At 63.6% G+C, this 17,797-nt stretch carries 18 protein-coding genes, 1 tRNA gene and 1 pseudogene; 10 read left to right on the top strand and 10 right to left on the bottom strand.

The genetic code is table 11. The features are described 5' to 3' along the window. Positions 1-6: 6 nt before the first annotated feature. The 9 genes from BKG76_RS01240 to aceE form a co-directional block, all read right to left on the bottom strand. Complete coding sequence (locus tag BKG76_RS01240) at positions 7-1,428, bottom strand: acyl-CoA carboxylase subunit beta (protein WP_070935252.1); 1,422 nt, start codon at positions 1,426-1,428, stop codon at positions 7-9. Between the two features lie 30 nt (positions 1,429-1,458). After that, positions 1,459-2,712, bottom strand: a complete 1,254-nt coding sequence (gene kasA / locus BKG76_RS01235; protein ID WP_070935248.1) for a 3-oxoacyl-ACP synthase KasA — start codon at positions 2,710-2,712, stop codon at positions 1,459-1,461. A 5-nt stretch (positions 2,713-2,717) separates the two neighbouring features. Then, positions 2,718-3,017: a meromycolate extension acyl carrier protein AcpM gene (gene acpM / locus BKG76_RS01230; protein ID WP_030095371.1), complete on the bottom strand. Its 300-nt coding sequence runs from the start codon at positions 3,015-3,017 to the stop codon at positions 2,718-2,720. 126 nt (positions 3,018-3,143) lie between these two features. Beyond that, a complete protein-coding gene (locus BKG76_RS01225; RefSeq protein ID WP_083337871.1) occupies positions 3,144-4,076 on the bottom strand; it encodes an ACP S-malonyltransferase in 933 nt (310 codons plus the stop codon). Between the two features lie 159 nt (positions 4,077-4,235). Beyond that, positions 4,236-5,516: a PucR family transcriptional regulator gene (locus BKG76_RS01220; RefSeq protein ID WP_070935246.1), complete on the bottom strand. Its 1,281-nt coding sequence runs from the start codon at positions 5,514-5,516 to the stop codon at positions 4,236-4,238. Between the two features lie 36 nt (positions 5,517-5,552). After that, positions 5,553-6,203: a TetR/AcrR family transcriptional regulator gene (locus tag BKG76_RS01215; protein WP_070935244.1), complete on the bottom strand. Its 651-nt coding sequence runs from the start codon at positions 6,201-6,203 to the stop codon at positions 5,553-5,555. Then, positions 6,193-6,675 carry a DoxX family membrane protein gene (locus BKG76_RS01210; RefSeq protein ID WP_070935242.1) on the bottom strand — a complete coding sequence of 161 codons (483 nt, stop codon included), beginning with the start codon at positions 6,673-6,675 and terminating at the stop codon, positions 6,193-6,195. Before BKG76_RS01210 ends, BKG76_RS01215 begins: the two co-directional genes overlap by 11 nt. After that, a complete protein-coding gene (locus BKG76_RS01205) occupies positions 6,672-7,115 on the bottom strand; it encodes a DM13 domain-containing protein (RefSeq protein ID WP_070935238.1) in 444 nt (147 codons plus the stop codon). Before BKG76_RS01205 ends, BKG76_RS01210 begins: the two co-directional genes overlap by 4 nt. A 145-nt stretch (positions 7,116-7,260) precedes the next feature. Beyond that, the gene (aceE, locus tag BKG76_RS01200) at positions 7,261-10,059 is read right to left on the bottom strand and encodes a pyruvate dehydrogenase (acetyl-transferring), homodimeric type (protein ID WP_070935236.1); all 2,799 of its coding nucleotides are present in this window, start codon (positions 10,057-10,059) and stop codon (positions 7,261-7,263) included. Between the two features lie 151 nt (positions 10,060-10,210). On the opposite strand from aceE, the gene BKG76_RS01195 reads away from it, so the two are divergent. From BKG76_RS01195 to BKG76_RS24710, 8 genes and pseudogenes are all read left to right on the top strand, one after another. Further along, a complete protein-coding gene (locus BKG76_RS01195) occupies positions 10,211-10,768 on the top strand; it encodes a hypothetical protein (RefSeq protein WP_070935234.1) in 558 nt (185 codons plus the stop codon). A gap of 91 nt (positions 10,769-10,859) precedes the next feature. Then, positions 10,860-11,285 (top strand): DUF3052 domain-containing protein, encoded by a 426-nt coding sequence (locus tag BKG76_RS01190; RefSeq protein WP_070935232.1) that lies wholly within the window; start codon positions 10,860-10,862, stop codon positions 11,283-11,285. Next, positions 11,285-11,746 carry a peroxiredoxin gene (locus BKG76_RS01185; protein ID WP_070935230.1) on the top strand — a complete coding sequence of 154 codons (462 nt, stop codon included), beginning with the start codon at positions 11,285-11,287 and terminating at the stop codon, positions 11,744-11,746. The genes BKG76_RS01190 and BKG76_RS01185 overlap by 1 nt, the downstream gene beginning before the upstream one ends. 31 nt (positions 11,747-11,777) lie before the next feature. After that, positions 11,778-11,849: transfer RNA gene (locus BKG76_RS01180), tRNA-Val, on the top strand. A 21-nt stretch (positions 11,850-11,870) separates the two neighbouring features. Further along, positions 11,871-12,983 carry a hypothetical protein gene (locus tag BKG76_RS01175; protein WP_070935229.1) on the top strand — a complete coding sequence of 371 codons (1,113 nt, stop codon included), beginning with the start codon at positions 11,871-11,873 and terminating at the stop codon, positions 12,981-12,983. Positions 12,984-13,019: 36 nt separating this feature from the next. Continuing rightward, complete coding sequence (locus BKG76_RS01170) at positions 13,020-13,751, top strand: hypothetical protein (protein ID WP_131815778.1); 732 nt, start codon at positions 13,020-13,022, stop codon at positions 13,749-13,751. Continuing rightward, positions 13,748-14,227 carry a hypothetical protein gene (locus tag BKG76_RS01165; protein WP_083337870.1) on the top strand — a complete coding sequence of 160 codons (480 nt, stop codon included), beginning with the start codon at positions 13,748-13,750 and terminating at the stop codon, positions 14,225-14,227. Before BKG76_RS01170 ends, BKG76_RS01165 begins: the two co-directional genes overlap by 4 nt. A gap of 99 nt (positions 14,228-14,326) precedes the next feature. Continuing rightward, positions 14,327-14,592 (top strand): annotated as a pseudogene (locus tag BKG76_RS24710) (hypothetical protein); the annotation flags it as partial. 103 nt (positions 14,593-14,695) lie between these two features. Here the strand turns inward: BKG76_RS24710 and BKG76_RS01160 are convergent. Beyond that, entirely contained in the window at positions 14,696-15,097 is a 402-nt protein-coding gene (locus BKG76_RS01160; RefSeq protein ID WP_407937632.1) for a DUF6319 family protein, read from the bottom strand. 584 nt (positions 15,098-15,681) lie between these two features. On the opposite strand from BKG76_RS01160, the gene BKG76_RS01155 reads away from it, so the two are divergent. Both BKG76_RS01155 and BKG76_RS01150 read left to right on the top strand, forming a co-directional pair. Further along, positions 15,682-16,422 carry an MspA family porin gene (locus BKG76_RS01155; RefSeq protein ID WP_070935223.1) on the top strand — a complete coding sequence of 247 codons (741 nt, stop codon included), beginning with the start codon at positions 15,682-15,684 and terminating at the stop codon, positions 16,420-16,422. Then, positions 16,422-17,699 (top strand): protein kinase family protein, encoded by a 1,278-nt coding sequence (locus BKG76_RS01150; RefSeq protein WP_070936770.1) that lies wholly within the window; start codon positions 16,422-16,424, stop codon positions 17,697-17,699. The genes BKG76_RS01155 and BKG76_RS01150 overlap by 1 nt, the downstream gene beginning before the upstream one ends. The last annotated feature ends 98 nt before the right edge of the window (positions 17,700-17,797 follow it).

Raw genomic sequence — 17,797 nt, 5'->3', positions numbered from 1 at the left:
CAGGGTCTACAGCGGGATGTTCTTGTGGCGACCGCGGCGTGAGGGGGCCTCGGCGAGTGCGCGGGTCAATACCGCGCGGGTCTGGGAGGGCTCGATTTCCTCGTCGACCACGCCGATCTCGATGGCGCGATCCACACCACCGGCGATGCGCTCGTGCTCAAGGGCCAGCTCCTCGTGCAGCGCCTCGCGCTCCTCGGGTGCGGCGGCGGCCAGCTGCTTCTTGTGCAGGATGCCGACGGCGGCCTTGGCGCCCATCACGGCGACCTCGGCGTCCGGCCAGGCGAACACCTTGGTGGCGCCCAATGAGCGCGAGTTCATGGCGATGTAGGCGCCGCCGTAGATCTTCCGGGTCACCAGCGTGACGCGCGGAACGGTGGCCTCACCGAACGCGTGCAGCAGCTTGGCGCCGCGCCGCACCACGCCGCCCCACTCCTGGCCGACACCGGGCAAGTAGCCCGGCACGTCCACGAGCACGATCAGCGGAATGCCGAAGGCGTTGCACAGGCGCACGAAACGCGCTGCCTTCTCGGCGCTTTCGGAGTTCAGGCAGCCACCCAGACGCAACGGGTTATTGGCCAGCACGCCGACGCTGCGCCCGGCCAGCCGGCCCAGGCCGATGACCATCGACGGTGCCCACTTGCCCTGGAACTCCTCGAACGGGTCGTCCCCGTCGAGCAGCGCGTTGACAATGGGGTGCACGTCGTAGGCACGCTTGGCCGACTCGGGGAGCAACGCGCGCAGGTCGGTGTGATCGGCCTCGGCGCGGTTGCGATCGAAAACGCCCTGCTGGCAGAAGAACCCGACCAGCTTGCGCCCGCGGGCGTAGGCGTCCAGCTCATCGTCGGCGACGATGTGGCACACACCCGACTTCTTGTGGTGGGCTTCGGGGCCACCCAGGGTGGCCATGTCGACGTCCTCGCCGGTGACGCTGCGGACCACATCGGGTCCGGTGACGAACACGCGGCTTTCCGGCGCCATGATGATGACGTCGGTCAGCGCGGGGCCGTATGCGGCACCGCCGGCAGCGAATCCGACGACGATCGAGATCTGCGGGATGTAACCCGAGGCACGGATCATCGCCTCGAAGACCAGCCCGACCGCGTGCAGGGCCGAAACCCCTTCGGCCAGACGGGCACCGCCGGAGTGCCAGATACCCACGATGGGGCTCTGTTCCTCGATGGCGGTGTCGTAGGCGTTGACGATGTGACGGCAGCCCTCGATTCCCATGGCGCCGCCCATGACGGTGCCATCGGTGCAGAAGGCGATGGTCCTGACTCCCTTGACCGTGCCAGCAGCCGCGAGCACGCCCGAGCGGTCACGCTCGTGCAGCAGCTCGACGGTGCCGTCGTCGAAGAAGGTGGACAGGCGCAGGAACGGATCGCGCGGATCGAGCGATTCGTCGATGGCCTCGGGAGCCAGGATCGTCATCTTGAGCCTCTCTGGTTCTAGTGCTTGACTTCAGTACTTACCGAAGGCAAGCGCGACGTTGTGCCCGCCGAATCCAAACGAGTTGTTGATCGCGTATTTAAAATCCCCGTGTCGCGGCTCGCCCGCAACGACATCCAGGTCGATTTCGGGATCAAGGTTGTCAAGATTGAGCGTCGGGGGGATAACGCCGTCGCGCAGAGCAAGCACAGTCAACACGGACTCGAGCGCGCCGACGGCGCCGATCGAGTGGCCGAGCGCCGACTTGGGCGCGTAGACCGCGGCATGCTGCACACCGGCGACGTGAATCGCGTTGGCCTCGGCGAGATCGCCGATCGGGGTGGCCGTGCCGTGGGCGTTGATGTGGTCAATGTCCTTGGGGGACAAGCCTGCTGTCTGAATGGCGCGTGTCATGGCCGCACCGGCGCGCACGCCGTCGGGGCCGGGAGCCACCATGTGGTACGCGTCGGAGGTGATACCGGCGCCCATCACGCGGGCGATGATCTGTGCGCCGCGGGCCTTGGCGTGCTCTTCGGTCTCGATGACCATGAGGGCACCGGCCTCGCCGAACACGAATCCGTCGCGGTCCTTGTCGAACGGACGAGAAGCCTTCTCGGGCTCGTCATTTCGCGTCGACATGGCGCGCATCATGGAGAACGCGGCGATCGGCAGGGCTTCGATCATGCCCTCGACACCACCGCAGACGATCATGTCGGCATCGCCCATCACGATCTGACGCCATGCGTGTGCGATGGCCTCCGAGCCGGAGGAACACGCCGACACGGGCGTGATGACACCGGCGCGGGCGCCGATCTCCAGGCCCACCACCGCGGCGGCACCGTTGGGCATGCACATCTGAACGGCGAGCGGTGAAACCTTGCGAATGCCATGCTCATTCATGGTGTCGTAGGTTTCGACGATGCGCTCGCCACCGCCGAGCCCGGTACCGATGACGACGCCGAGGCGGTCCTTGTCGATGTCATCGGGCGTGCCGGCGTTCTGCCACACCTGACGGCCTACGTGCAGCGCCATCCGCTGCACGTAGGCCATCCGGCGAAGTTCCAACCGGGTCATGTGGTTGTCGATGGGCTCCTTGAGGTGCCCACCGATCCACACGGGCAGACCGAACTTCTCGACGAATTCGTCTTCGAGAACCTCGATACCGCTCTCCCCGGCGATCAATCCCTTCCACGTGCCCTCGATGTCAGGCGCGATAGAGGTCGTTGCGGCGAGAGCCGTCACAACGACATTGGGGAAGCCACCGTTGGCAGTGGAAGGGGTTGTCACTGGTCCTAGCCCTCCAGCTGCGCGCGGATGTTGGCTGCGGCCTCGGGGTTTTCCTGCTCAAGCTTCTCGATGTAGTTCACGACGTCACCGACGGTGCGCAGGCCCGCCAGATCCTCGTCGGGGATCTTCACGCCGTACTTGTCCTCGGTCTGGACAGCGATCTCAACCATCGACAGCGAGTCGATGTCCAGGTCGTCGACGAACGACTTCTCGAGGGTGACCTCGGAAGGCTCGATACCGGTGACCTCTTCGATGATCTCGGCGAGACCGGCGACGATGCGATCTTTTTCTTCTGCGGTGGCCACTCGGTGGCTCCCTTCGGTGTTGTGGACTGCGGATGCAGCCCGGGGTGAACTCTGTTTTTTGGAACTGGACGAGAGGGCGGCTCTGCCCACTCCATCCGGGGTACTACTTTTTGGTGGTTTGGCCGCTTACAGCTCGGCCAGGCCGTCTAAGTCGTCGATGGTCTTCAGGGCGTGGTTTGCGACGCCGCGCATCTCACGCTTGGCAATGCCGGACAGTGCACCCGAGGGCGGCAGTTCCACGACGGCACTGACGGCCTCTCCGTCATTGGCCGTCTTGAAGTACTCGGTGCACAGATCCCAGCGCACCGGGGAGGTGAGCTGGTTGACCAGCTTGTCCATGGCGTCGGCACCGGAGGTGACGGGGGAGCCATCGAAGTTGGACAGCAGGGTGGTGACGGGCTCGGCCGGCAGGATCGCGGCCGCAGCGGCGGCGTAGGCCTCTTGCGCGGGGGCCATGAAGTGCGTGTGGAAGGCACCGGCGGTGGCCAGCTGGCGCACGCGGGCCTTGGCCGGGGGATCTTCGGCCAGCTTCTCCAGCGCCGTGATGCGGCCGGCGGCGACGATCTGCCCGACGGCGTTGCGGTTGGCGGGAATCAGCTCGAGGGCTTCCAGGCGCTCCAGCACCTCGGCCTCGTCGCCGCCCAGCACGGCGGACATGCCGGTGGGGTCCAGCGCGCAGGCCTTGGCCATCTCAGCGCCACGCGTGGCGGCCAGGGTGATGGCGTCGTCGGCGGAGATGACCCCGGCGATGGCGTAGGCGGCGATCTCACCCACGGAGTGGCCGGCGACGATGATTTCGCCGCTGGCGGTTTTCTCGTTGAGGTGACCGCGCTTGGTCAGCTCGTCGTAGGCCAGCAGGGTCAGCGCGACGACCAGCGGCTGGGTGATGGAGGTATCGGTGATCTCCTCGGCGGTGGCCGTGGTTCCCAGGCGCACCAGATCGAGTCCGCTGGCCTTCGACCACTGCTCAACCTGATCCTTGACACCGGGCAATTCGAGCCACGATGTCAGCATGCCGGGGGTCTGGGATCCCTGTCCGGGAGCGAGCAGTGCAATCACGTGTTTAAGAGAACACTGTGAAGGGCTGTTTCCGCCGTGTAAGAGAAAATGAATCTTGTCTTAACTATTTGTGGGAAGCCTACAAAAAGGCATCTGTTGCGACCCGATCTATACCGTCCCGCAATGTGGGACCTCGCAGGTGACCGGCTAGTAGCCCTTCTAAGTCTTAATGACATTAATTGTGACGGGTGTGACTCCTGGTTCAGGAGTGAATGCACCGGCGTGGTCCTGGACCAGTCTGCCGACAGTTGCCGCGACGCGCAGCACATAGGCATCACGCGGGGACGTTGGGTCTCTTCCGGTGAAATCGGTGATTCGCTTGAGTCGATAACGGACGGTATTTGGGTGAACAAAGAGGGCGCGCGCGCACGCCTCGATGGCGCCGCCGGAATCTAAGTAAGCGTCCAGTGTTTCTGTGAGCGCCGGGCCGGCGTCTGCCAGCGGCCGCATTACTTCGGTATTGAGCGCCGCGATGGCGGCCTTGTCGCCCAACAGGGCGCGCTCCGGCAGCAGCTCGCGTGAAGAGACGGGCCGCGGCGCGCCGCGCCACCCCGATACCGCGTCCATGCCCGAGAGCGCCTCGACGGCGCTCGTGTGCGATGCGCTCAGGGTTCCGGTCGTGGGGCCCACCACCACCGGACCGTCGGAGAAAACCTTGATCAGGTCGGCCAGGAACTTGTCGTGCGCGGTGATAGGGCCCGACACGATGGTCAACAGCCGGGTGCCCTGGATGACGGCCAGTGCCCCACGCCCATGACGCTGCGCCACCTCGTGCACCAATGTTGTTGCCGTGGCGATGATCTCCGGTCGCGGAGTGCCGACGATGACGGTCGCCGGCGCGTTGGTGTCCCAGTTCAGGGCCGCGGCGCGCGACAGCATGTCCGGTCCGGTGTCGCCGCGCACCACGGCGTCGACCACCGTCGCCTCCAGGCGAGAGTCCCAGGCGCCGCGGGTCTCGGCGGCCTCCGCGTAGGCGCTGGCTGCCCCGAAGGCCAGGTCACGGCTGTAGCGCAGGATGCCCTCGGTGAGTGTCACCAGCTGCTCGTCATTGCGGGCGAGCAGGGGCAACACCTCTTCGAAGAACTCCATCGCGGTGCGCACCATGTCGACGGAATGGCGCAGCGCGATGCGTTTGGCCAGGTCCTGCGGCACGACCTCGAAGGCCTGCATGGTGAAACCGACGGTGCCCTCGGGGTCACGGATCCATTCGACGAAGTTGTTGATCGCCGTCTGGACCACCAGTGCGACGCTGGAGCGCTGTGAGGCCTCCAGGTCGGTGAAGAACGGCAGCCGGTCCTCCATGACGTGCACGGCCTCGGTGGACAGTCGCCCGGAGTACTGCTTGATCCGGTGCAGCAGCGCCTCGGGGACCTCGGCCCGCTCGCGGGGCTTGGGTGCCGCACGAAACCCGCGGGGAGAGGTGGCCAGATTGTCGGGCATCCCTAAAAGATACCCCCGAATCCTAGTGGGAAACTGCTAAATCTCTGCTCTCGGAGACTGATTTCGCAGTCTGCTTCGAATAGCGTCGAGCGCCAGATCGAGGCTGTCCCGCAGGACGGTGATGTCCATGGTCGCCCGTCCCATCAGCATGCCGCCCTGCAACGTGGCAAGGACCGTCGCGGCCAGCCGTTGCGGATCTTCGCGCCGGTCGAGGTCGCCGCGATCCTGCATCCGGGTCAAGCCGTCGGCAAGTAACGACTGCCATTGTCCAAACGCGGCGGCAAGTGCCGGCTGATATGCCGGATCGTTCTTGAGCTCGGCGGCCATGCTGCCCAGGGGGCATCCGAACGGGCCACCGGGCACTTCGTGGTTGGCCAGGATTGCTTGGGCCCATCGCTCGACACCCTCCATCGAGTCGATGTGGGGAAGCGTCGGCTGTGCCTGCAAGACAAGTTCGGTCTGACGTTCCACGACCGCTTTCACTAGATCGGACTTGTCCTTGAAGTAGTGGTACAGCTGCGACTTGCCGGTGTTGGACGCGGCCAGTATGTCGTCGAGACTGGTTGCGGTAACACCCTTTTGGTACATCATCTGCGCCGCCGCATCCACGATGGCCGCGCGGGTACGGCGGCCGTGCGCGGTCGCGGGCAGCTTGGTGGCACTTGTTGGTGACGACTTACCTACCATCCTGAACAACATTAGCTGTGAGTTTGGCGCGTCTCAGCCGCCGTATCGAGTAGTGGCCGCTCGCTGCCGGAAACGCGATGATGATCGCCGATAGCGCCGCCATCACCGGGTACTGGGTGATCAGCTGGTCCGAACTCCAGTACGTCAGCAGGGTCAACAGCGAGATCATGGCCACGGGTCGGGGAAACAGTCCCACGATCAGGATTACCCCGAGCACCGTCTCCAACAGGGGTATGGCCACGCCGAAAAGTCCCGGCCACGTGCCGAGCACGCCGTTGGAGAAGAGGGTGAGGTACTCCGGCACGCGGGTGTTGGTTTGTGCGCTGTGGGTGATGAGCAGAATGTCCGCCCGGCCAAAGTGTGCGCTGTACTTGAAGATTCCCTCGTGCAACCACAGCGCGCCCAGTGTCACTCTTGCCGCGCCGAGGACGACCGGCGCGGCAAGAGCGATCCATCGTGCGTGAGTTCTCACATCAAGGCTGCCGCGCCGAAGGCTTCCTTGGCCTTATCGCAGTTGATCAGAACGGTGTCGTACATGGAGGTGTCGACCCCGCCGATGTCGAATGTCTGCGATGCCGTGTCGGAGGCGACCATGCCGAGCTCCTTGCCCGCGCTCACCGCGTTCTGATCCGAGCCCTTCGTCAGGTAGATGTGCAGGTCGGGGCCCTTGTCGGAGGAGAACCCGGTCAACTTGAGCTGCCCGTTGGCGATGGTGACTGTTCCGGAGACGTGCTTGCCGTCGACCCCGGTGAACGATCCGGTGCGCGTGCTGGCCTGCGATGTCATGGCTTGTGAGGTCATTGCCTGCGGCGACTGGGCGCTCGGTTGAGCGTCATGAGACGGTGCGTTACACGCGGCAACGGCGAAGCCGATGCTCAGAAGTGCTGTGCCAGTGAGAACTTTGAACCGCATGGTGGATTCCTTCCGGGAGGTTTGAGCGGGCGTCCTCGACTGTACCGATTAGTACAATTGGTGTCGACAAAAAAGCGCGAGCCTGCCCAAATGTGCGGAAATCGGCCCGAAAACCGCACATTTGAGCAGGCTCGCGCGGGGCGAACTAGGCGCTGCCAGTGTCCTTGAACGAGACGTCGGCGGCCGACACATCGTCGATCTTGTATTGCGCGGCCGCCCTGACGGCGACCTCGCGGTCGAGGGCACCGTCGTCGGCCAGTGCCTCCAGCACCGCGACGACGACGGACTCGGCATCGGTGTTGAAGTACCGTCGCGCCGCCGGACGGGTATCGGAAATACCGAACCCGTCGGTGCCGAGCGTCCGGTAGGTCCCAGGTACCCAGGGCCGGATCTGCTCGGGCACCGCGTGCATCCAGTCCGAGACCGCCACCTTCGGGCCCTGGGCGCCGTCCAGCGCCTTCGTCACGTACGGAACACCCTTGGGGCGATCCGGGTGGCGCAGCGCCTGATGGTCGATGGCCAGGCCGTCGCGGTTGAGCTCACCCCACGACGTCACCGACCACACGTCGGCCGCCACGTCCCAATGCTCGGCCAGCAGGTCCGCCGCCCGCAGCGCATCGGGCACCGACACGCCGGAGGCCAGGATGTGGGCCTGATGCGTGCGGGCCTCGGGTGCGGCCCGGAACTTGTAGATGCCGCGCAGGATGCCTTCGACATCGACGTTGTCTGGCTCGGCCGGCTGCACATACGGCTCGTTGTACAGCGTGATGTAGAAGTACACGTTCTCGCTGTTCTCGCCGTACATCCGCTGCAGGCCGTGCTCCACGATGTTGGCGATCTCGTAGGCAAACGCCGGATCGTAAGCCACCACAGCGGGATTGGTGCTTGCCAGCAGCAGTGAATGGCCGTCGGCGTGCTGCAGACCCTCGCCGGTCAGGGTGGTGCGCCCCGCCGTCGCGCCCAGCACGAAACCGCGGGCCATCTGGTCGGCAGCGGCCCAGAAGCCATCGCCGGTGCGCTGGAACCCGAACATCGAATAGAAGATGTACAGCGGGATCATCGGCTCGTCGTGGGTCGAGTACGCCGTGCCCACCGCGGTGAACGAGGCGGTGGAGCCGGCCTCGTTGATGCCCTCGTGCAGGATCTGGCCCTGCGCGCTCTCCTTGTACGCCAGCATCAGTTCGGCGTCCACCGAGGTGTACAGCTGGCCGTTGCGGTTGTAGATCTTCAGCGACGGGAACCACGAGTCCATGCCGAAGGTGCGGGCCTCGTCGGGAATGATCGGAACGATGCGGTTGCCAATGTTCTTGTCGCGCAACAGTTCCTTGAAGGTGCGCACCAGTGCCATGGTGGTGGCCACCTCTTGCTTGCCCGAGCCCTTCTTTACCGAGTCGTAGATCTCCGAGCTCGGCAGCGTCAGCGGACGCGACGTTTTGCGCCGCGACGGCACGAATCCGCCCAGTGACCGGCGTCGATCCAGCATGTAGCGGATTTCCGGGGACTCGGGGCCGGGGTGGTAGTACGGCGGCAGGTAGGGGTTCTCCTCGAGCTGGGCGTCCGAGATCGGAATCCGCTGCTTGTCGCGGAAGTCCTTGAGGTCATCCAGCGTCAGCTTCTTCATCTGGTGGGTCGCGTTGCGGCCCTCGAAATGCTTGCCCAGCGTGTAGCCCTTGATGGTCTTGGCCAGGATGACCGTCGGCTGACCCTTGTGCTCGGTGGCCGCACGGTAGGCGGCATACACCTTGCGGTAGTCGTGGCCGCCGCGCTTGAGGTTCCAAACCTGAGCGTCGGTAAGGTCTTTCACCAATTCCTTGGTGCGCGGATCGCGCCCGAAGAAGTGCTCGCGGACATAGGCGCCGTCATTGGCCTTGTAGGTCTGGTAGTCGCCGTCGGCGGTGGTGTTCATCAGGTTGACCAACGCGCCGTCACGGTCGGCGTGCAGCAGGGCATCCCACTCGCGGCCCCACACCACCTTGATGACGTTCCAGCCGGCGCCACGGAAGAAGGACTCCAGCTCCTGGATGATCTTGCCGTTACCGCGCACAGGGCCGTCGAGACGCTGCAGGTTGCAGTTGACGACGAACGTCAGGTTGTCGAGGCCTTCCGTCGCGGCGATATGCGCCAGGCCGCGTGATTCGGGCTCGTCCATCTCGCCGTCGCCGAGGAACGCCCACACCCGCTGATCCGAGGTGTCCTTGATGCCACGGTCCCGCAGGTAATGGTTGAACCGCGCCTGCATGATCGCGTTCATCGGCCCCAGACCCATGGAAACCGTTGGGAACTGCCAGAAATCGGGCATCAGCCGCGGGTGCGGGTAAGAGGGTAGACCGCCGCCGGCGTGGCTCTTCTCCTGGCGGAACCCGTCGAGCTGATCGGTGGTGAGCCGGCCTTCCAGGAAGGCGCGGGCGTAGATACCGGGGGAGGCGTGACCCTGGATGAACACCTGGTCGCCGCCGCCGGGGTGGGCGTTACCGCGGAAAAAGTGGTTGAAGCCGACCTCGTACAGGGCCGCCGAGGAGGCGTAGGTCGAAATGTGGCCGCCCACACCGACCCCTGGCCGCTGCGCGCGATGGACCATGATCGCGGCGTTCCAGCGGATCCAGGCACGGAAACGGCGCTCGGTGTCCTCGTCGCCGGGGAACCAGGGCTCGTTCTCGGTGGCGATGGTGTTGACGTAGTCGGTGGATGTCAGCGCTGGAATGGCGACCCGGCCGGCGTTCGCTCGTTCCAGCAGCCGCAGCATCAGGTACCGGGCCCGGGCCGGACCCGAGCGGGCCAACAGGCCGTCAAACGACTCCAGCCACTCGCCCGTCTCGTCGGGGTCGATATCCGGCAGGTACGACGCGACACCTTCGCGGATGACCCGTACACGTCCTGGATTCTCGGATGGACTTGGCGCACTTGAATTTCCGGCCAGATCCTGGCGAGCGAACTCCGTGGTCAACTTTTCTGCTCCTTAGGGGTGGGGGTGCAGATCTCAGTCACAATCAGATCGGTATCCCCATCGTGCCCCAAGTCACTTGCTACTAGCGAGTCTGGTCTCTCAACATGCGGTCTACCGGCCCGCGGGGCCCCGTAGCGGGTACCGTCATGAGATGCGTATGGCGGCGCTTGTGATCGCGCTGGCGGCCATCTGTGCCGGGGTTGTGGCTGGCTGCACCGTGACCACGGGAGGCCAGGCATCGGCGCCGAGCGAGTCGGTGTCGGAGTACCGCACGTACGTCTCACAGTCCATCGAGACGTCGAGGTCCGAGGAGTCCAAGCGTCAGGAGACATCGCGTGCGCAGGCCACGTCCGATGTGTGTGAGACGTTCGCAATGACGTCGAACGCCGCCGTTTCGGCAGGTAATGACCTGATCTCCGTCATGAACGACGAGGGTGGGTACGGATCCAGCGCGGAGGCCAAGGTGGGGCCGGTGATCAATGCGCTCAACACCAGCGCCGGGCAAATCGACTCCATCAAGGCGAAGGCTCAGACGGACGATCTGCGCGATGCGCTGACGCAGTACGTCGAACAGTCCCGAAAACTGGCCGGTGCGTTCGATAATCGGCTCAGCAGTGGCACTCTCAACGCTGTGGTGCGGACCTTCAACGACGCGCGGGAGCGCGCCGGGAAGATCTGCGAACCGCTTCTACAGACAAAAGGCCGATAGTGCCTGACGAGGATTGCCACTGGCATGCGACGATGTGAGCATTCATCCCAAGTGCGCAAGCACGCACCCGTGAATAAGGAGGGGCCGAACGGTGGTCGCGGCGGCTGACGCCTCGAACTATGCCCGCAAGTTGGGTATCCAGCGAGATCAGCTTGTGCAGGAGCTGGGCTGGGATGAGGACACGGATGACGACATCCGGGCTGATATCGAGGACACATGCGGTTCGGAGCTTCTCGACGAGAACTCCGACGATGTGGTCGATGTAGTCCTGTTGTGGTGGCGAGATGACGACGGCGACCTGGTCGACGCGTTGATGGATGCGATCACTCCCTTGGCAGAGGACGGCGTGATCTGGGTGTTGACACCCAAGACCGGCAAGTCGGGCCATGTGCAGCCTTCGGAGATCGCCGAATCGGCGCCGACGGCGGGCCTGGTGCAGACGTCATCGCTGAACCTGGGGGACTGGAGCGCGACGCGTTTGGTGCAGCCCAAGACTTCGCGCGGCGGGCGGCGCTAATGCTGCCTGTTGGCACCGTCGCGCCCGATTTCACCCTGCGCAACCAGAACAACCAGCCCGTCAGCCTGAGCGATTTCCGGGGCAAGAAGGCCGTGCTCCTGGTGTTCTTCCCACTCGCCTTCACCGGCGTCTGCCAGGGCGAACTGGACCATGTGCGCGACCATATCGGCGACTTCGAGAACGACGATGTGCAGATCATCGCGTTGTCGGTGAGTGCGGGCCCGATCCACAAGATCTGGTCGAGCTACAGCGGCTTCACCTTCCCGATCCTGTCCGATTTCTGGCCGCACGGGGCCGTCGCCGAGGCGTACGGGGTGCTCAACGAGAAGGCCGGGTATCCGAATCGCGGAACTTTCGTGGTGGATGCCGACGGAATCATCCGATTCGCCGAGATGCTGGACCCCGGGCAAGCCCGTGACCAGGCGGGTTGGGTAGAAGCGTTGGCCGCGCTACATTCGTGAGCTGATTCCCACGTTGGCGACGACGTGGACCGGGCGTGTAGCTCAGTGGTAGAGCTCTGGTTTTACACACCAGCGGTCGGGGGTTCGAAACCCTCCGCGCCCACCGTTGACAAAGGGGGGCGCAATGGTCGACTTTTCGGTCGAACCGTCCAGGCTTGCAGGCTTCAAGCTTGATTGTCAGGACGTGAAGGCTACCTTCACCTCCAATGCCAACCGGCTGTTACCGAGGGTGTCGCTGCCGACGGCGACAGAGGGGCTGTTGGCCGAGCTGGTCCCGGCGTTCCAGAAGTTGCAACGCACCTTGTCCGATGCGCACCAGAACGATGCTGGCGCACTCGAAAGCTTTGCCACCGACTTGGGTGCGGCGGCGAATCAGTTCCACGCCACTGACGACCGGAATGCCGCCAGTATCGACGGACGTGTTGAGTACGCAGGGAGCACGGGCTTCGGCGTCACTAGGTTCAGCGGACTTCAGCTTCCGGTCTTATTGGACGTCGAAGACTCCACATACGTGGTCCGGCAGGTTGTCACCAGGAGCATCGACATCTTGAAGCCGTACGACGAACATCTCGGCCAAGCCATCGGGATCAAGCCTGTCGCCGACTACCTGACACCTCTCGTGGCGGATTGGGAGCAGGTGCAGGAGATTGGCAAGCGGATCGCTGTGCTGGGGATCAATGACGTGGTTGCTGCACAAGGCATCTCCGGTGGAACGAACTGGGTGCAGACGAGTTGGTCGGGTGAGGCATCGACCGCGTTTGGCATCACCGCGACCAGCCTCGCGGCGGCAATCAGCGAACGCGGCGAGGATCTCGACGCAGTCGGGAAGATTGTCGAAAACGGCGGAGTACTCCTAGAGCGGCTCGTCTACAACCAGTCGCTCGGCCTACTGGGAGCGGTAACCCAGTCCGCGAGCTTCCTGAACTTCAATCTGCCCATGGGTGTGTGGGCACTCCTGGGCGATGGCGTCACGCAAGGTTCCATACGGTCCCAGATCTTCTCCTCCGTGGAGTTGCTGAAGCAGAACGCAACAACTCGGCACAATGCGATTAAGTCTGCTATCGAGCGGATCTCGGGTGCCCTCAATTATGAGCCCGGACAGGGTGCACCGTCCTATAACGCGGGTGAATTTGAGTTACCCACCAAAGTCGCCATAGACCAAGGTGTCAAGAGATACGGCTATGGGAGTGGCGTCTGGTGGCAAGACGACCCCGCCTCGGTCGACGTACGAGTCTGACCCGGCTGAATCAGTACCGACGAATGAGTAGAGACCATGACATCGATTCCTGATCCGCCTCCGCACCCTCCCGACGACCCGGGGCAGGGCGCCTGGGGGTCTCAACCGATCTATAGTCGCGGCGACGACGTGCTCTTCGCTAAGGTAGCCGCCGCAGCGGTCGTCGCAGCAGACGCGAAGGGCTGGACCCACGCATCTCGACACCTGCAGCACTATCTGGAAAACACGGGCGCTGGCTTGGATCCCAAAGTTGACGAATTGCTCCGGGACGTGCCAGATGCTGATACCGTCGCGAACCAGTTGGCGGACAGCGAGATTCGGAGAAAAGCGGCTGACGCCGTGGCAGCCGATAGCTACGATAATCCGGAGCAATTTCAGGCCCAATGGCTGCCGCAAGGGTTCTATATCGGCCCAGACTTGAGCGAGGATTGGTACTACGCGATGGGCGGTATCCAGATCTGTGCCACGGGTGTAGTAACCGTCCACAAATCCGCCAGCGGCGTGGACCCGATCGTTACCGTTGAGTACAAAATTTGGGTGCACGACCGGTACAACTGGGACGGAAAGAAGAGCGTCGAAATCGGAGGCGTAACGATAACCGATGAGCGTATGGGGGCGTTACACACGGCTGGCTTGGCACGCGAATATGATATGGACGGCTCCAGTGGGGTCCGGCAATATTCGGGACCTGTTCCGAAAGCCGGGAGTATCGACCTGCCCGGAGCGCCCGGTGGCCGGGGTGGCCAAAGGAGTGATCCCACCCGATGAAGAGCGTGACAGTCGGCCTCGTCGCCGGAGTAGTGGCTACCGCCGTCGGAATCAGCGGCTGTAGCGGTAACCATCAGGGCACGGATCGGCGGTCGCCCGAAACGTCCACAGCATCGGTTGCTGATATCGCCAAGGAGGCTACCGATTTCGGCGGAATCGTGATCCCAGACGGTGTCACCGTCCTCGCCGCCCGCAACGACAATGGTCTAGACACGAGGTATCAACTCGCGCTACGCACCGATCAACAGGGACTTACAAAATTACTCACCGCCTCCGGCTTCGTGAACCCGCTGACTAAGACTTACGTTGTCACCGAGAAAACAATCGCAGGACCACCGTTGGACACCTCCCCGTCACTCCTCAAGACCGGGGATCGCATCCAGCGTCCCGACGGAAAGTATGTAAGCCGATCCGTCGCTGTCGACGAGCGTGATGCCACCACGCGCTACGTCCACCTGCAGCTCTACACGACGTAATTCGCGACGTACCACTCGTCGTCGCGGGCAAACACACTCGGTCGTAGCCCGGCAGCCGGCTGCCGCAGGCGTGTGTGCGGTGTGCCTCCCACGACACCGGACTACCGGATTTCACCGTTCGCCGGTGGTGGCGTTGACGTGAACATCATTCGGCGCACCATCTTCGCGCCAGATATCTTCACCTTGGGCCCGCGGATATCCTCGCCTTCCCGGTGACGATCACGCTGTCGCACCGCGCTTGGTCGATTCCGGTGAGCGGACAGCTGGTCAGCGACTGGAGCTGTCTGCCCCAGGGCGGCGGCTCGCCAGAGACCGAGAAGGCTTCCGAGATCATTAGCGCGCCAGGGGATTACGCAGTTGATCCGGAAAGTACAAAGGTAAGATGTGTTACTGCATGCGTTTGATCAACCTTGTTGTTGAAATTTCAGCGACGCCAGTCGTGTCTATGAGCCACGCCGTCAGCGGATCTCAATCCAAGTCGGAGAGTGCCTTGCGCGCCGCTTCGAGCTCGGCCTCGAGCGCGGCGACTTTGGCTGCCTGCTGGGATCGCGCTTCCTCGATGGCCGCGTCGATCGGGGTGGAGAGGTCCTCGTGTAGTTCCTTGGCCGCGCGGGAGACGGCGGCTGCGGCGACGGCGAGGTTACGGGCCAGATAGGTAGTGCCTTGCTTGAGCTCGGCCTGCCATTCGCCGTCTGCGGTGCCAGTGACGGTAAGGGTCAGTTGCAGAGTCTTGGTTCTCTTCGCGGTCGCCTTCTTGGCTGTTGTCTTTTCGGGCTTCTCCCCGGCGGGAGTCTCGGGGGCCTGCACCTCAGGGGTACCGAACTCGGCGGATAGCGCGGTGTCTGTGGTCGTATCTACGGTCATCGTCACGGTGAGAGCTCCTTCTCAAGTTCATGGACGGTGTCAGGTATTAGAACACACGTTCGACACGTCGATGGCATTGATGTGTCGCCTCGCTAAGCGCGTGTCCGCGTGGCGTGCCGCGGATTCGGAGCTCATCGTTCTTGCCGGTGCCGGTTAGCGGGCAAACGTCCGGTCATTGCCCGCCAGCAACTTTTGGCGAGTCTCGAGATGGCGTCCGTCGCGCAGAGCCACTGATCGCGGGCGTGCTTTCCCCAGATCTGGCGACTGCGGCCGGGTGCATTGTCTGGTGTTGTGGCCTTGCGCAGTCGATGAGTGTTTCTTGTTGCGCTGACAATGTTTCCTGGCATCGTTTGAAGTTCCTTTTGCCAGCTTTCTCGGTCATCTCTGCAAAGTTCGCGATCTTGAATGTGCAAACTGTCACAAAACGGTCTCCGTGTTGACAAGAGAAGGTCTCAGCCTTAGATTCTCCAGCATTGCCATGTGATGTGTTTTCGCAGTAAAACGCGATTGATGGCATTGCCTAATTAAAGGCAAATGGACGGGGGTCCGGCCGGTGTCGGCCAGGACGAGACACGGAGGGGTTCGGTTTCATGAAGTTGCCAGATCTGGCACGTCGAAGCTGCATCGCCGCGATCGCAACATCGATGACCGTTGCGACGGCGATCTTGATGAGCGCTTCCGATGCTGCTGCCGATCCGCAGGGGATGCCGGATCAGTATCAGCAGTTTGTGACGGACGACGGCTGGACGGTCGGTTTGACATTGACCAATGAGGTCATTGATCACATCGACAACATTGCGGGTGCGAGCAACTCCTGGCAGGCGCGCGTGTCCTATCGGGCCGAGGCGACGATCACGGGTTCGGGCTCCGCGGTGGTTCAGGACGCGCAGTTGGAGACGGGTTACTTCGTGGGTTGCCGCACCGACTCGTCGTCGGGCGTGGAATTGGGCGGTGACCTCGGGTTGACGCTGTCCCAGTCGGTGTTCGGACAGGGCTATGCCGGCGGTTACGGCGGTGGCCAAGGTGGCTCAGGCGGCGGTGGCGGCCAGGGTGGCGGCTTTGGTGGTGCGTCAGCTGGTGGCTCGCTCGGAGCCCAGGAGCACATCGGCGGTTACATGCGTGTGCTGCTCAAGCCGGGTGGTTTGGCTCAGCTGCCGATGGACCGGATCAATTTCCGGAACATGCGTGCGGTCTCCCAAGTGCGTAACCAGAACGTTGAGGCTGACGGCTGCGGTGGTCAGGTGAAGATCCAGTCCTTTGCGACGTTCCGGATCCGCACCGAGAACGGCAATGACACCCAGACCATCTACGGCGAGCCCAAGGACCTGTGATGAATACCCGTACCCGTGGTGCCGCGCTTTTGGCCGCGCTAGCGTTCGTTTTTGCGCTCGTTATGGGTTCTGCGCCAAGGACTTTGGCTGATCCCGTGCAGCCGCCGCCCCCCAAGCCGATCCCATATGCGGTGCCGCAACCCGACGATCTTCCGCGCATATCTCCGATAGGTGGGGCGCAGGTCAAGACCAATACGCCGCTGGGTCTGGGGCCAGGCACAGGTCGGCCGCTGGCAGCGGGTCGTGAACGCTCCAACGCCACCATCTCGCCGTCGCCCACCGACGGCACGCATCTGCCGACGGCAATCGCCGGTAAAGATGTCGTGCTGCATCTGCCGCAGGAGCGCGACCTGACACCGGCGCAATGGGGCGATGGCGGGTCGGTCACCTTCACCTCCCATGACACCGATTACCGGATTTCGCCGTTCGCCGGCGGCGGTGTCGACGTGAATATCATTCGGCGCACCATTTTCACCCCGGAGAATTTCACCTTTGGCCTGCGGGTTCCCGAGGGAACCCACGTGCGCCAGGGCAGCAATGTGGTGCTGGTCGAGTCCGACGCCGCGCCGGGTCTACCTGCCACCACGATCGCGACGTTATCGGTACCGGTTGCGCGCGACGCCAAGGGCAATCCGGTGCAGGTGAACCCGGTGATCCACGGCGACTACATGTATCAGCAATCCAATCTCGCCCTGGACCTTGGGCCGGCGGACATCTTCGCCTTCCCGATCACAATCACGTTGTCGTACCGCGCATCGTCGATCCCGGCGAGTGGACAGCTGGCCAGTGACTGGGACGGCTTGCCTGAGGGCGGTGGCCCGCCGGAGGCCAAGAAGGCTGCCCAGATCATCGGTGCGCCGGGGGATTACGTAGTCGATCCCGGTGGCGCGCACCGTCCGGGGAATGTTGATCCGGTGCTGTACGCGCAGCGGCATGCCGATCGCTGCCTTTCCGGGCCCAACGAATTCCGCTCGGAAGACGGCCGGACGGCTGACTTCTTGAGCTCGTGCCAACGGCAGGCGATGTGCCTGGATGTCACGCCGGCGCAGATGTCGGTGGATGTGTGCAAGAACCAGGCGTTCGCGAACATGTCCGCGCAGTGCACCGCAACGTTCGGTCAGACGGGGCCCGACTACGAGGCATGCCTGAACGTCGCCAACGGGCATGCGGCCTGGTCCAAGGAGAACCTGCTGGGTGGGGGACTGTGCCAGCCCGTGGGGCCGGGAACCAATACCAAGTTCTTGCCCTCGAACAACAACCGCTATTGCACTAGCTGATTGGACGGGGCAGTGGCTACAGACACCCATAGCGCCGGTTCACTGTTTGCACTCAGTCATTGCCTTAGTCTGAGCTGGTGATTCGGGCAACTCGATGG

The sequence above is a fragment of the Mycobacteroides franklinii genome, from assembly GCF_001853795.1.
Lineage (GTDB): Bacteria > Actinomycetota > Actinomycetes > Mycobacteriales > Mycobacteriaceae > Mycobacterium > Mycobacterium franklinii.
Note: the sequence above shows the minus strand (reverse complement) of the source record. Positions and strands in the feature narration are given on the sequence as shown.

Excerpts from the sequence above, each read along its gene's own strand:
- BKG76_RS01240 (WP_070935252.1), bottom strand. The coding sequence starts at position 1,428 with ATGACGATCCTGGCTCCCGAGGCCATCGACGAATCGCTCGATCCGCGC.
- BKG76_RS01220 (WP_070935246.1), bottom strand. The coding sequence starts at position 5,516 with ATGCCCGACAATCTGGCCACCTCTCCCCGCGGGTTTCGTGCGGCACCC.
- BKG76_RS01215 (WP_070935244.1), bottom strand. The coding sequence starts at position 6,203 with ATGGTAGGTAAGTCGTCACCAACAAGTGCCACCAAGCTGCCCGCGACC.
- BKG76_RS01205 (WP_070935238.1), bottom strand. The coding sequence starts at position 7,115 with ATGCGGTTCAAAGTTCTCACTGGCACAGCACTTCTGAGCATCGGCTTC.
- BKG76_RS01195 (WP_070935234.1), top strand. The coding sequence starts at position 10,211 with ATGCGTATGGCGGCGCTTGTGATCGCGCTGGCGGCCATCTGTGCCGGG.
- BKG76_RS01185 (WP_070935230.1), top strand. The coding sequence starts at position 11,285 with ATGCTGCCTGTTGGCACCGTCGCGCCCGATTTCACCCTGCGCAACCAG.
- BKG76_RS01175 (WP_070935229.1), top strand. The coding sequence starts at position 11,871 with ATGGTCGACTTTTCGGTCGAACCGTCCAGGCTTGCAGGCTTCAAGCTT.
- BKG76_RS01170 (WP_131815778.1), top strand. The coding sequence starts at position 13,020 with ATGACATCGATTCCTGATCCGCCTCCGCACCCTCCCGACGACCCGGGG.
- BKG76_RS01165 (WP_083337870.1), top strand. The coding sequence starts at position 13,748 with ATGAAGAGCGTGACAGTCGGCCTCGTCGCCGGAGTAGTGGCTACCGCC.
- BKG76_RS01155 (WP_070935223.1), top strand. The coding sequence starts at position 15,682 with ATGAAGTTGCCAGATCTGGCACGTCGAAGCTGCATCGCCGCGATCGCA.
- BKG76_RS01150 (WP_070936770.1), top strand. The coding sequence starts at position 16,422 with ATGAATACCCGTACCCGTGGTGCCGCGCTTTTGGCCGCGCTAGCGTTC.